The sequence below is a fragment of the Marinobacter sp. M3C genome, assembly GCF_023311895.1.
Classification (GTDB): domain Bacteria; phylum Pseudomonadota; class Gammaproteobacteria; order Pseudomonadales; family Oleiphilaceae; genus Marinobacter.
Genome location: NZ_CP092284.1, coordinates 4,395,294 through 4,409,840, shown reverse-complemented (window position 1 = coordinate 4,409,840; position 14,547 = coordinate 4,395,294). Strand labels below are relative to the sequence as shown.

Below are 14,547 nucleotides of genomic sequence, written 5' to 3'. Positions count from 1 at the left end.
GATCATCGTGGGTCGATAAGGTTCTTTACTGACAGCACCATACGAACCAGGTGTGCCAGTGAATGGGTGCCCATCTTGTGCATCACCCGGGAACGGTGAATCTCTACCGTGCGCTGACTGATTTCCAGCTCTATGGCGATCACTTTGTTAGCCTGGCCAGCGATCATGCGATCCATAATTTCGTGCTCGCGGGGGGTCAGACTTTTTACACGGCGCACGATTTCCTGCTTTTCACCCAGGCTTTTGCGCTGCTGGCGGTCTTGCACCAGGGCGGCTTCGATCTTTTCCAGCAAGGCCTCTTCGCGGTAGGGCTTCTGAATGAAGTCTATGGCGCCCTCTTTCATGGCATCTACCGCCATGGGAACGTCGCCGTGCCCGGTCACAAAAATAATGGGCAGAATCGAGTGTTTATCGTTAAGTTTTTTCTGTAGCTCCATGCCATCCATACCCGGCATGCGGATATCCAGCACGATGCAGCCCGCCATGGCGTCAGAATAGCTTTTCAGAAACGCGGTAGCGCTGTCGTAGGTTTTTACCGGTTTGTCGTCTGACTGAAGCAGCAGCTCCAGTGAATCGCGCACCGCTTCGTCGTCTTCAACCACGTATACCGTTTGTTGGATGTCCGTCATGGCGCTGTAATCTCCTGTCCGTTTTATAGTGCTGGTCAGTGAATGGACGGATCTTTGTTATCATCCCGACTATGTTCCTGACGCTCGTGTTCACGCATTTTTTCTAACCGTTGCTGAATAATGCCAAAAACGGTGCCTTTAGGGTACCTGCCTTTGCTATCGGGCGTGCCCGCTGGCGTGCCCATCAGCATGGCTACGGCTTCTTCCACGTGGCTGACAGCGTAAACATGGAAATCGCCGGCTTTCACCGCCGCAACCACTTCGCTGTCTAGCATCAGGTTTTGTACGTTGCTGGCCGGCATAATGACGCCTTGGTTGCCGCTCAGGCCACCCTTAAGCTGGCAGGTCGTGAAAAAGCCTTCAATTTTCTCGTTCACCCCACCAATCGGCTGCACTTCACCAAACTGGTTGATAGAACCGGTAATGGCCAAATCTTGCCTGACTGGCAGTTGCGCTATAGACGACACCAAGGCGCACAGTTCTGCTAAAGAGGCACTGTCGCCGTCTACTTCACCATAATTTTGCTCGAATGTGAGGCTGGCCGACAGGTGCATCGGGTCGTCTACGGCAAACCGCGACGCCAGCCAGGACGCCAGAATCATCACACCTTTCGAGTGAATGCTACCGCCCAGCTTTACGTCGCGTTCAATATCAATGACGTCGCCATCACCATAATAGCTGCTGGCGGTGATGCGGTTCGACAAACCAAATTCGAAACCGCCGGTAGAAAGCACTGAAAGCGCGTTGACCTGGCCAACGCAGGTGCCGCTGGTCGTCACCAAGGTAGTGCCATCGCGAATGGAATCGTAAAAATGGTCGCGAATGCGGCTGTTGCGATAACGGGCGCTAACCAAAGCACGCTCTACATGTACATCCTGAATCTGTTTGGCCTCGGCTTGGCGCGCCCAGTAGTCTGACTCGCGCAGCAGATTTGCGATGTCGGCGGCGTGCAACGACAGGCGGTTCTGATGCTCGGCCATGCGGGCGCTTTGTTCAATCACTCGCGCAACGGCTTTATGGGTGCAGTGCAGCAGTTTTTTCTCGACCACCAGGCTGGCAATAAACTTTGCGTAGGCAAGTTGGCTGGCGTCGTTGCGATACATCTCATTTTCAAAATCTGCGGTCACGCGGAACAGTTCTGAAAACTCGGGATCGTATTCCTGCAGTAGCATCCAGGTTTCACGGTCGCCAAACAGTACGATTTTCACGTCCAGCGGCACCGGCTCGGGCTCAATGGAGATGGTGCCAGATAAGGTCAGTTCACGCTCCAAAGAGTTAATCTGGATGCAGCGGGACTGCAGCGCACGCTTTAGGGCGTCCCAGGCGAACGGCTGCTCCAGCACTTTTGTGGCGTCCATCAACAAATAACCGCCATTAGCGCGGTGCAGGCTGCCCGGGCGAATCAGCGAAAAGTCAGTGAACACCGTGCCTTTATAGGTAACGTTTTCGACATAACCGAACAGGTTGTGATAAGTGGGGTTGTCTTCCACTGCTACCGGGATCTCTTTGGTTTTCTGATGTACCAGCAGATTCACCAAATAGCGCCGCGGCATTTTCTTATCCAGTGACGCGTAGGCAATCGTGGCCTGCTCATCATCGTCATCCAGAAAAATTTCCAGATTCTCGGACAGGTCTTTGCGCACGGCTTCAATAAATCCGACCACGTCTGGCAGGTCTTTGTAACGTTCTTTTAACTCGTCAATCTGGTGACCGGTAACGCCTTCCAAGGTTTCCTGGTTCAGCGACTGTTGTTTGTCAGCGTATTCCTGTTCCCAGTCGGCCAGTTTGCGCAGGGCGCGGCGCAGGCGTTTTTCCAGAATATTGACAATCTCTTCGAACTTTTCGCGCTGAGCGTCCGTCAGGGCCTTAAAAGACTCTGCGGTATGAGCTTCATCACCACTCATAGCCACTAGCCGATAACCGCCCGGGGTGCTTATGGTCAAGCTGACTTTTTGACGCTTGGCTTGCTTCGCGACTTTTTCCAGCTCGCCATCCTGAAGCCCGGTGTAATCGTTTTTCAACTTTTCAGCACGTTCCAAAAAGCCATCGCTATCGAAGGTTTGCGGAATCACCTTCACCAGCCGGCTCATCAGTTTTTCCATATCGCGCTTCAGCTGAATGCCCTGCCCGGCCGGCAGTTTCAGCAGCTTTGGCACTCGCGGCTCTTCAAAATCGGCCACGTAACACCAGTCGTGGGACTGCTGATCGGTGTCTTTATGGTGTTCCAGGTACCGCAGCATCATGGTGCGCTTACCCAGGCCATTGGCACCGACTGCATACACGTTATAACCACCGTGAGGCATGGCCAACGCAAAGCGCACCGCTTCCTGAGCACGGTTCTGACCCACAATTTCAGCCAGGGGCTCTAGCTGACGGGTGCTTTTAAATGGCAGATCTTTCAGAACACAGGCTTTGTAGAGCTGATGCGAAGGCAATGACTTCAAGGTTTAATCCTGTAACAGTCGGAATAAAAAGATGACTTACTGCACACGGCGGCAAGTCCGATTAAATAATTGAGCCATTGTACATTTTTTGGAGGCGAGGGGCTGTTGCAAGCCGTTTAGATCAGACCGTTATCGAGACTGGCCGCAATGTACAAGCCCAACTCTTCGCACTGCTGTTCAAATTCATCGGCATAATTGCCACGGCACAGCAGGGGCTCTTGTACCAGCTTCCAGCGCAGGCCGGTGGTGATGCTGTCAATCGCACGGCGGGTGCCAGTACCGTCATGACCGGCCCGAATATAAAAGGTAAATGGCAGGCCTTGGGTTTTTTCCAGGCAAGGATAATAACAGCGATCGAAAAAATCTTTCAATGCGCCGCTCATATAACCAAGATTTTCGGTGGTGCCGAGGATAATCGCGTTGCAAGCCAGAACATCGTCGGGGCCGGCATCCAGCGGAGCCAAAACCGTTACATCAACGTTTTCAATATCGCTATGGCTAGCGCCAGCAGCAACGGCGTTGCGCAATCTGAGGGTATTTGACGAGGGAGCGTGGGCAACAATCAATAGTCTTTTGGCGCTGGGCTTTCCGACTTCTGACTTTTCAGAATCTGAACCTTTAGAGTCTGAACCATTAGAGTCTGACATAGCCGGCCTCAAATTTAGTGCTTGTCAGCACACTGTAATCACCAGTGCACTGACAAACTAACGGTCTTACAGTAGTTCGTCGCTGGATTCTGCAGGCGCCACTGCTGCATCCTTTCCCGAATTTTTCCCTACATCCTTTGCCGCGTCTTTCCCTGCATTTTTCCCTACATCTTTCCCTGCATCTTTTGCCGCGTCTTTTTTCTCTGGCTTGGGCATCAGCTTGTCGCGCACTTTGGCTTCAATTTCTTTCGCCATTTCCGGGTTTTCCTCCAGGAATTTGCAGGCGTTGGCTTTGCCTTGGCCAATTTTGTCACCGTTATAGGCGTACCAGGCGCCAGCCTTATCCACAAAGCCTTCCTTTACACCCATGTCCACCACTTCGGCCATGCGGTAAATGCCCTTGCCGTACAAAATCTGGAATTCGGCCTGGCGGAACGGCGGTGCCACTTTGTTTTTAACCACTTTCACCCGGGTTTCGTTACCGGTCACTTCGTCGCCGTCTTTCACTGCGCCAATGCGGCGGATATCCAGACGCACAGAGGCGTAGAATTTCAACGCGTTGCCGCCGGTGGTGGTTTCGGGACTGCCGAACATTACGCCTATTTTCATGCGGATCTGGTTGATGAAAATCAGCAGGACGTTGGCATTCTTGACGTTGCCATTCAGTTTGCGCAGAGCCTGTGACATCAGGCGGGCCTGAAGACCAACATGAGAGTCGCCCATTTCGCCTTCAATTTCAGCTTTTGGCGTTAATGCGGCAACGGAGTCCACGACGATGACATCCACCGCGTTGGAGCGCACCAGCATGTCGCAGATTTCTAACGCCTGCTCACCGGTGTCGGGCTGGGAAACAAGCAGCTCATCAACGTTCACGCCCAGCTTTTCAGCATATTGAGGATCAAGGGCGTGCTCAGCATCAACAAAAGCACACGTTTTGCCCTGCTTCTGGGCTTCGGCAATAACCTGCAAAGTCAGCGTAGTTTTACCAGAGCTTTCAGGGCCGTAGATTTCACAAACCCGGCCATAAGGCAGGCCACCAATGCCAAGAGCAACGTCCAGACCAAGAGAACCGGTAGAAACGGACGGGATTGCTTCACGGGGGTGGTCGCCCATCTTCATGATGGCGCCTTTACCAAACTGGCGTTCAATCTGGGTCAGAGCGGCGGATAAAGCTTTCTTGCGGTTGTCTTCCATTGGTACGGACCTTCTTCAAAATGGTGCGTTAAAATAATTCGTTAAAAATAGTGCGTTAATATGGTGCGCCAGTAATGTGATGCGCTGGCCTGAATCCGGAATCTGGCTGCCCTGGCAAATTACTGTATATTTAACCAGCATTAAACCACAATAGACAAACCAGACCAAGCCTTCTGCAGGGGATTTTTTTGGTACGTGCGAGTCAGATATCACTCGACAAGAAACGGCGCACACTTTCAATCGCAAAGATCACAGCCTGGCGCCGCACCTGGTCGCGATCGCCGTCAAAATGCTTCAAACCGGTGCTGATATTTTCAGCGCTGCCCCAGGCAAACCACACCGTACCTACCGGCTTGGCATCGCTGCCACCGCCCGGCCCGGCAACGCCGCTGATTGAAACGGCGACGCTTGCACCCGACACTCGCAGTGCTCCGGAGACCATCTGTCGCACCACCGGTTCGCTCACCGCGCCGTGTTCCGCCAGGGTCTGTTCACTGACACCCAGCAACGCGTGTTTAGCATGGTTGCTGTAGGTAACTAGCCCACCCGTGACGTAGGCCGAGGAACCAGCCTGGTCGGTCATGGCCTTGGCCACCCAGCCGCCGGTGCAGCTTTCTGCCGTCACCAGCATAGCGCCAGCGCGGGTTAATACGCTACCCAGTTCTGCCGCCTGCTGGCGGATGTATTCATCAGTGATATCGGGCATGGTTACGTCAGACATAGCGACCTCATTTATAATCCACGTTTCATCCTGCGGTGTAATTTTCTACAATCCACCGCCAGTTCCTCAAAACAGCCATCGCGGATGTCCCATGTCAGCAGCGCACACCGAAAGTCCAAAAATCACGCCCATGATGCAGCAATACCTGAAAATAAAGGGCCAGCATCCCAATGAGCTGGTGTTCTACCGCATGGGGGATTTTTACGAGCTGTTTTATGACGACGCTAAAAAAGCCTCGGAACTGATGGATATTACCCTGACCGCCCGTGGTCAGTCAGGGGGCAATCCGATTCCCATGGCGGGTATTCCGTACCATGCGGCTGAGGGTTACATTGCCCGCCTGGTGCGCGCAGGTCAATCCATTGCCATTTGCGAGCAGATTGGTGATCCAGCCACCAGCAAAGGCCCGGTTGATCGCCAAGTGGTGCGCATTGTCACCCCCGGCACCCTCAGTGACGACGCCTACCTGGAAGACCGCCGTGACAACCTGCTGGTGGCGATTTATCACCATAAGCAGCACTTCGGTTTTTCTTCTCTGGACATCTCCAGCGGCCGCTTCGCGGTTTCAGAGCTGAATAGCGCTGAGGCCTTGCAGGGCGAGCTGCAACGGCTGCGCCCGGCGGAAATTTTAATCAGCGAAGACTTTCCGTTTACCGATTTGCTGGAAGGCTTTACCGGCATTCGTCGCCAGGGGCCCTGGCTGTTCGAACCTGACACCGCGCGACGGGTGATTACCCAGCAATTGCAGGTGCGGGACCTGACCGGTTTTGGTTGTGAAGATATGCACTTGGCCGTGTGCGCCGCCGGCTGCCTGCTGCAATACGCACGGGAAACCCAGCGCACCGCCCTGCCCCACATTCGCAAACTCAGCCGCGAGCGCCGCGAAGACGCGGTCATTCTGGACGCCGCCAGCCGCCGCAACCTGGAAATTGACACCAACCTGATGGGCGGCACCCAGTACACCCTGGCCTGGGTGATGGACCGCACCGCCACGGCTATGGGTGGGCGCCAACTGCGGCGCTGGTTGAACCGTCCGCTACGCGATGTGGCGGTGGTGCACCAGCGCCAGCAGGCGGTTAGCGCGTTGTTGAAAGATTTTGACTATGAGCCGATTCACGACCAGCTGAAAACCATTGGCGATATAGAACGCATTCTGGCGCGCGTGGCGCTGCGTTCGGCACGGCCCCGTGACCTGGCACGGCTGCGAGACGCGTTCGCCGTGCTGCCCGATTTGCAGAAAGCCATGGCTGCGGTTGATTCCACCCACGTCAGCGAGCTTGCCACGGCTATTGGCGAATATCCGCAGTTAGCGGATTTGCTGGGCCGGGCAATCATCGATAACCCGCCGGTAGTGATGCGCGAAGGCGGGGTGATTGCAGACAAGTTTGACGCCGAACTGGACGACTTGCGCAACATCAGCGAAAACGCCGGCCAATATCTGTTGGACGTGGAAACACGCGAAAAACAGCGTACGGGCATTAGTACCCTGAAAGTGGGCTACAACCGCGTACACGGCTATTACATTGAAATCAGCCGCTTACAATCGGCCCAGGCGCCTGCGGATTACATTCGCCGGCAAACCCTGAAAAACGCTGAGCGTTTTATTACCCCGGAACTAAAAGAGTTTGAAGACAAGGCCCTAAGCGCCAAAAGTCGTGCCCTAGCCCGGGAAAAAGCCCTATGGGATGAGGTTCTGGAGACGGTCGCGGCAGAACTTGCACCGCTGCAAGATGCCGCTCAGGCGCTGGCCGAGCTAGACGTGCTAAGCAACTTTGCCGAGCGCGCCACCCGTTTGCGCCTGTGTGCACCGCAGTTCAGCGATGAACCCGGCCTACAGATTGAGGAAGGCCGGCACCCGGTGGTCGAGCAGCTATTAGACGATCCGTTCGTGCCTAACAATCTGCTGATAGACGCCAAACGCCGCATGCTGATGATCACCGGCCCCAACATGGGGGGTAAGTCCACCTATATGCGCCAGGTGGCGCTAATTGCTTTACTGGCTTACACCGGCAGCTTTGTGCCGGCTAACAGCGCGGTGCTTGGGCCGGTAGACCGAATATTCACCCGCATGGGATCGTCTGACGACATAGCCGGCGGGCGCTCCACGTTTATGGTGGAGATGACCGAAACCGCCAACATTCTGCACAACGCCACCGAACACAGCCTGGTGCTGATGGATGAAGTGGGCCGTGGTACCAGCACCTTTGATGGTTTATCGCTGGCCTGGGCCACGGCCGAGCATTTGGCGCGGAACATTCTGTGCTACACGCTGTTTGCCACCCATTATTTTGAACTGACCCAGCTCGCAGATGAACTGGAACACGCCGTTAACGTGCACCTGACCGCCACCGAGCACGATGACAGCATTGTGTTTCTGCACAACGTGCACGAAGGCCCCGCCAGCCAGAGCTACGGTTTACAAGTAGCCAAACTGGCCGGCGTGCCGGTGGAGGTTATCCGCAATGCCAAAGCCCAACTGGCGAACCTGGAAGGCGCCAATGCAATGCCCGATGCAAAACGCTCAACCACCGGGTTGCCGCAAAAAGTGACGCGACGGGCGACGGCTATTGCGGATTCAACTGCGTTTCAGGGGGATATGTTCGCCAGGCAGGAGCCCAGCGCGTTAGAGCTGGCGGTGAGCGCACTCGACCTGGATGACATGACTCCGCGCCAGGCGCTCGAACATCTGTATCAGCTGAAACAGCAACTTGAAAAATAGTGACAAAAAAAGTGCCGATAAATTGACCTGGGTATAACGTTATAGAAGACGGATGCTTGCGACCGGAGTAGTGGCTCCCTACAATATCGCGCATAAAACTATAATCTCGGGAGCCTGCATTCTAAGCTCCTGATGAGACAGACCAGCCAACCAGGAATATGAACATGGCGTTTATCGTTACTGATAACTGCATCAAGTGTAAGCACACCGACTGTGTGGAAGTCTGCCCTGTAGATTGCTTCTACGAAGGCCCGAATTTTTTGGTTATTGATCCTGACGAGTGCATCGACTGCGCACTGTGCGAGCCCGAATGCCCGGTTGAGGCTATTTTCTCGGAAGACGAGCTACCCGCGAACCAGAAAGTGTTTATCGAACTGAACGCAGATCTGGCCGGAAAATGGCCCAACATCACAGAGAAGAAAGAGGCAATGGTTGACGCTGAAAAATGGGACGGCGTGCCAGACAAACTGCAGTATCTGGAAAAGTAACCCGTTACAAAAACAACGGGTTAGAAAAGTAAAACCGTTCACATGTTCAGAGTAGAAAACAGCCGGCTAACCGCCGGCTTTTTTTGTGCCTGACAATCGCGTTTTTCAGACACAAAAAAGGGAGGCACTAAGGCCTCCCAAGGACACACATCGTTTCGCTGCCGGGGCTTTATGACCCCGGTCAGCAGAGTTCTTTAACTTTTTGGTGTGGTGCTTTGGTTTGTAGTATCTGGCTTGACGATCACATCATCGGCACCCGCGGAATCTGGATCCGGCGTGAAGCCCAGCAGCTTTGTACGCTCAATCAAGAAGTAGAGCACCGCACCGGTGGCCAGGCCCCAGCCCGCGCCGTATACCGCAAGCACTACGCCCATGGTGCCGGCAATGCCGCGTTCGGTGTTGTTCTCAAGCTGTTCCAGGCCCACCATCAAACAGATGTAACCGGTCAGCAGCAGGGTCAGTGACAGTGCGATGGGCAGCACCGGTTGGAAGAAGCTCACCAGCGGCAATACAAAAAGCGCGATGAAACCGGTAATCCAGAAGGTACCGCCGCCGCTGTAGATGGAATCCATCGCGTTGCGGCCATACTTGTAACGCTCGGCCATAGTGGCGGTAACAGCGGTCCAGATCGGGCCGGCCAGACCGGGGTAAGGGGCGAAGAAAGCGTGACCACCGTTACGGATAGCGGTTACCAAGTGGACGCGGTCGATGCTGTTGTCGATGTCTTCGTCGCGACGCAAGTGGTCAACACGATTCATCAGTGACTGACCCACAACAATGTCACCAAAGGCAATAACGTAGGCAATTACCGCGGTAGGAATGGCGTACATAAATACGCTGGCATCCGGGAAACCGACGCTGAATGGCAGGTAGTTCCAAAGCTCACCAAAGTTGGGCGCGGTGATGCCCCACTTTACCTCCGGCACGGCGTACTCACCGGTAGCAAAGCCCACCAGAATCGCCACAATCATGCCCGGCACCATGCCGTAGTTGGCAATTTTGCGCGCAAACGAGTTGGTTTCAACAAAGCCTTTAAACGACACCGAGAACATCAGGTATAGACACACCAGACCGCCAACAATCAGCGAAATGGGTGTGGTTGCCAAACGGCCACCGGCTTCGATCTCGCCCATCAGAGCGGCAATACCCGCACCGATAATAATGCCGCCTTTCATAGAGCGCGGAATAAAATCGACTAGTTTACTGCCCAGGCGAGTTACGCCCAGAAACAGGAAGATGATAAACACCAGAAACTGCAGGGCAAACAGCGCCTGAATAGCTTCAGGGCCGGGCTCATAATCGCTCAAGAACAGCAGCACCACGGGAATACCCGGTGTGATCCAGCCTGGAATCAGCGGCACACCCAACAGCGCCGGCAACATAAAACCAATACCGCAGATAACCACATACGCCAGGGCAACGTCATACGGCACGCCCAGGTAGTTCTCAAGCAGTGGAATCATGGCCAAACTGACCACGAACATAATAAGCGCCTGTGCCATTTCCGCGAATTCCCAGCGGTAATGCACAAACGGCAGACGAATCTTGAAGGGGCCCGCCGGCCAGTAGGGTTGTTCTTCGCCGTTCTTGCGATGGAATATTTGCATCTGAAGTTTTCTCCGAATACCCGGCGAACCGGGCGTTAATGTTGTTTTTGTGTGAGCTCTTGTGAGAGCTCTTGTGTAAGTCCCTGCAAGGCGCTTTCCAGCTACTTAATTTCCTTAGCCTGGTCGCGCAGCAGGAATTTCTGGACTTTACCGGTCGAGGTTTTTGGCAGGTCCGAAAACACAACGGTTTTCGGAACCTTGAAACGAGCCATGTGTTTACGGCAGAAGTCGATCATTTCTGCTTCAGTCACGTTGCCGGCATCGGGCTTTAGAGTCACAAAGGCGCAGGGTGTCTCGCCCCACTTTTCATCCGGGCGGGCAACAACGGCGGCCTCCTGAACCGCCGGGTGACGGTAAAGAACATCTTCAATTTCAATGGTGGAAATGTTCTCGCCGCCGGAAATAATGATGTCTTTCAGGCGATCCTTAATTTCCATGTAACCGTCTTCGTGCCAAACGGCCAGGTCGCCGGTGTGGAACCAGCCGCCACGGAACGCTTCTTCGGTGGCTTTCGGGTTCTTCAGGTAGCCCTTCATCACGGTGTTACCGCGCAGGAAGATTTCACCAATGGTTTTGCCGTCTTTCGGCGTCGGCTTCATAGTGCCCGGGTCTGCAATCATGGTGCCGCCCAGGGTGTGGTAACGAACGCCCTGGCGGGATTTGATGGCAGCGCGCTCTTCCAGCGGCAGATCGTTCCAACGATCTTTCCAGGCACAGACGGTCACCGGGCCGTATACTTCAGTCAGACCGTAGGTGTGGGTCAACGCGATGCCCATTTCTTCGACTGCACCAATAACCTGGGCGGGAGGTGGAGCGCCGGCAACCATAGCCTTCACAACGTGATCAATACCGGCCTTGGATGCAGGTGGCACGTTCAACAAGGCGTTCAGCACAATCGGGGCGCCGCACATATGGGTAACGCGGTGCTCGCGAATCAGTTGCAGAATCTTTTCCGGATCAACCCGGCGCAGGCACACGTGGGTACCGGCCATGGCGGTGATGGTCCAGGGGAAACACCAGCCGTTGCAATGGAACATCGGCAGTGTCCACAGGTACACCGGATGCATGGCCATAGACCATACCGCGGTATTACCCAGTGAATTCAAGTAGGCCCCACGGTGGTGATACACCACACCTTTAGGGTTGCCGGTGGTGCCGGAGGTGTAATTCAGGGAAATGGCGTCCCATTCATCCGTCGGCATATCCCACTGGTACTCGGGGTCGCCTTCTTGCAAAAAGGCTTCGTAATCCAGGTCGCTGACCTTAACGCCTTCACCGTACTCAGGGTCGTCTACATCAATTATCAGCGGCTTTTTGTCCAAACGGCTGACGGCGTCCAGAATCACTTCGCCAAATTCGCGATCAACCAGGATGACTTTGGCTTCTGCGTGCTCAAGCATGAAGGCAATCACTTCGGCATCAAGCCGAACGTTCAGGGCGTTCATGACGGCGCCGGTCATAGGCACACCAAAATGACACTCGACCATGGCTGGAATATTGGGCAGCATGACGGCGACGGTATCGCCTTTTTTGATGCCGCGGCCGACCAGCGCCGACGCCAGGCGCAAACAGCGCTCGTGGGTCTCGGCCCAGGTTCGGCGAATGGCACCGTGAATAATCGCAGGATAATCCGGATAAACACTGGCGGTGCGAGTGATAAAATCGATAGGTGTTTGAACGGCGTAATTGGCATCAACGGGCGTAAGGCCCTGATCGTAGATCGAAGTCATTCTGTGTGGTCCTATAGGTAGGCGTAAACGCTGTTTTGCTTGGTATATTCTGACGAATCACCAAATTAGTTATAATTTACAGCTGAACAAATAGTATTAAATAGAAGTCTTACTATAAATTGCACCAACGTATTATAGCAATAATACTATAAACTCGACCGTATATCGAAGATCTGCTTGCCATGAACGCAAATTGCTTTGACTTATCAATGGGCTTTGCTGCCACCGACCCGCAACCACTGCTGATTGTTGACCACAAAAGCCGCACGCTGAGCATGAATTCGGCCATGAAAAACCTGGTCGAAGCGATTGATGGGTCGCCCAATGCGGCTGACCATTCCGGCACCGTGGCCGACCCGCGACGTTTTCTTCCAGTAAACGTGGAAGAACTGGTGCGAGCCTGCCTGAATCAGCAACGCCCTGTGGACAACGTAGAGGCGCGTTACAAGGGCAAAATTTACCTTTGGGCGTTGGTTCCTGACGTTGGCCAAAATCAGGTGTTGTTAAAGGGGCGGGATGCAACCCAAGAGCTGGAACTGCAAGAGCAAGCGGTGCGCTCAAACCGTTTGTACCGGCTGATCACCGAGAACACCACCGACCTGATTTCCCGTCACGCGCCGGATGGCCGTTTTATTGACGCTACGCCGGCGTCCTGGCGACTGCTGGGCTACTGGCCGGAAGACCTGCGCGGGCGCCTGCTGGAAGACCTGTTTCCCAGTGGCCAGCCACAAAAGCACCTGATAGAAGCCCGTAACCGGCTCAGCGAAGATGGCTACGCCATTGTGACCGCGCAAATTGTGCACCGTGACGGCACCCCACGCTGGTTTGAAATTGCCAGCCGCGCCATTCGCGAAACCTACACCGGCGCGGTGGTGGAAGTGATCAGCGTGTCACGTGACATAAGCGGGCGGGTGGCGTCGGAAGAAAACAACCGCCGCCTAGCGGACGAACTGGCCCACGCCGCACGGCTGGCCACGCTAGGTGAACTGGCCAGCAGCATTGCCCACGAAATGAATCAGCCACTGGCGTCTATTGTGAATTTTGCCAGTGCCAGCCAGCGTTTTCTGAAAACCGCAGACACCCAGCCCGCTAACCTGACCAGGGTAGGCGACGGCCTGACAAAAGTGATTCACCACGCCAATCGCGCCTCGGAAGTCATTCGCCGGCTGCGGGCGTTTTTGCGCAAGGGCCGCAAACGTGCAGAGCTGCTGGCCCTGAATCAGGTGGCCAGCAACGTGGCCCTTCTGTGCCAGTGGGAGGCCGACAAGCATCGAGTATCGGTGGTATGCCGGCTGCCAGAAACCAGCCCTACCCTGACCGCCGACCCGGTACTGCTAGAGCAGGTGCTCATCAACCTGGTGCGTAACGCCATCGAAGCGAATGTGGAGGCCCGCGTTGATACCAGCTCCGAATCGGCCATCATCGTGACCATTCGGGTGAACAATCTGGGCGAAACCCTGGTCGAAGTGACGGATCAAGGGCCGGGGTTGAACGCCGATGGCATCCGTCAGATGTTTCAGCCATTTTACACCAGTAAGCCGGATGGCCTGGGGCTGGGGCTGTCCATGAGCCGTTCTATTGTTGAAGGTTTCGGCGGTTTTCTGGATGCTTACCCGGCGCCAACCGGCGGTTTAACGCTGGTTTGTCGATTTCCACCACCGGCCTGTCAAAAATCTATTATAAGTCCATGGGAGGCACCCAATTGCCAATGACTGACCAGCCCACAGCCCAGACCACCTTCGTTTACATAGTCGACGACGACGCCGGCATGCTGGAGTCCACTCAATGGCTGCTGGAATCGGTGGGCCTGGCCGTGGAAGCCTACAGCGACGGCCGCAAATTTCTGGATTCTATAACCACACAAAGCAACGGTTGCGTTGTGCTTGATATCCGCATGCCTGGTTTGGGCGGCCTGAATGTACAAGAAGAACTGCAAAAGCGCGGGTTGGCGTTACCCATCATTTTTGTATCTGGCCACGCCGATGTGCCCATTGTGGTGCGCGCGTTCAAATCAGGCGCCTTTGATTTTATTGAAAAGCCGTTTAACGAACAGCTACTTCTAGACAGCGTGCAGCAGGCATTGCAGGAGCACCAACAGACCAGCCATCAACAGCAGGACAGCAGCCAGACCACAGCATTGCTGGATACCCTTACCCGTCGCGAGCGCGATGTATTTCTACCGCTGGCCAAAGGCTACACCAGCCGTGAAATCGCCGAACAGTTGGGGGTAGGCGTAAAAACCATCGACCTTTATCGTGCGCGGGTGATGAAACGGCTGGGGGCAGACAGGCTGCCAGACGTCACGGGCATCGCTCTTGCCGCAGGTTTGGTTGACGCGCTGGATTTGCGCAACAAACGCTAACTGGCA

The 14,547-nt window shown here is 54.8% G+C and carries 11 protein-coding genes; 4 read left to right on the top strand and 7 right to left on the bottom strand.

What is annotated here, in order from left to right; translation table 11 throughout:
• Positions 1–2: 2 nt before the first annotated feature.
• The 5 genes from fixJ to MIH18_RS20685 all read right to left on the bottom strand — a co-directional run bounded on the left by fixJ (position 3) and on the right by MIH18_RS20685 (position 5,620).
• Complete coding sequence (gene fixJ, locus MIH18_RS20705; RefSeq protein ID WP_014871838.1) at positions 3–629, bottom strand: response regulator FixJ; 627 nt, start codon at positions 627–629, stop codon at positions 3–5.
• Between the two features lie 35 nt (positions 630–664).
• Positions 665–3,073, bottom strand: a complete 2,409-nt coding sequence (locus MIH18_RS20700; RefSeq protein ID WP_249013361.1) for an ATP-binding protein — start codon at positions 3,071–3,073, stop codon at positions 665–667.
• Positions 3,074–3,189: 116 nt separating this feature from the next.
• Complete coding sequence (locus MIH18_RS20695; protein WP_249013360.1) at positions 3,190–3,720, bottom strand: flavodoxin family protein; 531 nt, start codon at positions 3,718–3,720, stop codon at positions 3,190–3,192.
• A gap of 66 nt (positions 3,721–3,786) precedes the next feature.
• The gene (gene recA, locus MIH18_RS20690; RefSeq protein ID WP_249013359.1) at positions 3,787–4,914 is read right to left on the bottom strand and encodes a recombinase RecA; all 1,128 of its coding nucleotides are present in this window, start codon (positions 4,912–4,914) and stop codon (positions 3,787–3,789) included.
• A gap of 202 nt (positions 4,915–5,116) precedes the next feature.
• Positions 5,117–5,620, bottom strand: a complete 504-nt coding sequence (locus tag MIH18_RS20685) for a nicotinamide-nucleotide amidohydrolase family protein (RefSeq protein ID WP_249014656.1) — start codon at positions 5,618–5,620, stop codon at positions 5,117–5,119.
• A 106-nt stretch (positions 5,621–5,726) separates the two neighbouring features.
• Here MIH18_RS20685 and mutS point away from each other — a divergent pair, with 106 nt between their 5' ends.
• Positions 5,727–8,354 carry a DNA mismatch repair protein MutS gene (mutS, locus tag MIH18_RS20680; RefSeq protein ID WP_249013358.1) on the top strand — a complete coding sequence of 876 codons (2,628 nt, stop codon included), beginning with the start codon at positions 5,727–5,729 and terminating at the stop codon, positions 8,352–8,354.
• A 164-nt stretch (positions 8,355–8,518) separates the two neighbouring features.
• Complete coding sequence (gene fdxA / locus MIH18_RS20675) at positions 8,519–8,842, top strand: ferredoxin FdxA (protein ID WP_249005441.1); 324 nt, start codon at positions 8,519–8,521, stop codon at positions 8,840–8,842.
• Positions 8,843–9,036: 194 nt separating this feature from the next.
• On the opposite strand, the gene MIH18_RS20670 is transcribed toward fdxA, so the two are convergent.
• Together MIH18_RS20670 and MIH18_RS20665 are read right to left on the bottom strand one after the other, a co-directional pair.
• Positions 9,037–10,449, bottom strand: a complete 1,413-nt coding sequence (locus tag MIH18_RS20670; protein ID WP_249013357.1) for a solute carrier family 23 protein — start codon at positions 10,447–10,449, stop codon at positions 9,037–9,039.
• 101 nt (positions 10,450–10,550) lie between these two features.
• Positions 10,551–12,179 (bottom strand): acyl-CoA synthetase, encoded by a 1,629-nt coding sequence (locus MIH18_RS20665; protein ID WP_249013356.1) that lies wholly within the window; start codon positions 12,177–12,179, stop codon positions 10,551–10,553.
• A 182-nt stretch (positions 12,180–12,361) separates the two neighbouring features.
• Between MIH18_RS20665 and MIH18_RS20660 the strand changes: the two genes are divergently transcribed.
• Positions 12,362–13,891, top strand: a complete 1,530-nt coding sequence (locus MIH18_RS20660; RefSeq protein ID WP_249013355.1) for an ATP-binding protein — start codon at positions 12,362–12,364, stop codon at positions 13,889–13,891.
• Entirely contained in the window at positions 13,888–14,541 is a 654-nt protein-coding gene (locus tag MIH18_RS20655) for a response regulator (RefSeq protein WP_249005445.1), read from the top strand. Before MIH18_RS20660 ends, MIH18_RS20655 begins: the two co-directional genes overlap by 4 nt.
• The last annotated feature ends 6 nt before the right edge of the window (positions 14,542–14,547 follow it).

Bases quoted from the DNA above. Each gene is read 5' to 3' on its own strand.
- MIH18_RS20660 (WP_249013355.1), top strand. From the start codon at position 12,362: ATGAACGCAAATTGCTTTGACTTATCAATGGGCTTTGCTGCCACCGAC.
- mutS (WP_249013358.1), top strand. From the start codon at position 5,727: ATGTCAGCAGCGCACACCGAAAGTCCAAAAATCACGCCCATGATGCAG.
- recA (WP_249013359.1), bottom strand. From the start codon at position 4,914: ATGGAAGACAACCGCAAGAAAGCTTTATCCGCCGCTCTGACCCAGATT.
- MIH18_RS20695 (WP_249013360.1), bottom strand. From the start codon at position 3,720: ATGTCAGACTCTAATGGTTCAGACTCTAAAGGTTCAGATTCTGAAAAG.
- MIH18_RS20655 (WP_249005445.1), top strand. From the start codon at position 13,888: ATGACTGACCAGCCCACAGCCCAGACCACCTTCGTTTACATAGTCGAC.
- fdxA (WP_249005441.1), top strand. From the start codon at position 8,519: ATGGCGTTTATCGTTACTGATAACTGCATCAAGTGTAAGCACACCGAC.
- MIH18_RS20685 (WP_249014656.1), bottom strand. From the start codon at position 5,620: ATGCCCGATATCACTGATGAATACATCCGCCAGCAGGCGGCAGAACTG.
- MIH18_RS20670 (WP_249013357.1), bottom strand. From the start codon at position 10,449: ATGCAAATATTCCATCGCAAGAACGGCGAAGAACAACCCTACTGGCCG.
- MIH18_RS20665 (WP_249013356.1), bottom strand. From the start codon at position 12,179: ATGACTTCGATCTACGATCAGGGCCTTACGCCCGTTGATGCCAATTAC.
- fixJ (WP_014871838.1), bottom strand. From the start codon at position 629: ATGACGGACATCCAACAAACGGTATACGTGGTTGAAGACGACGAAGCG.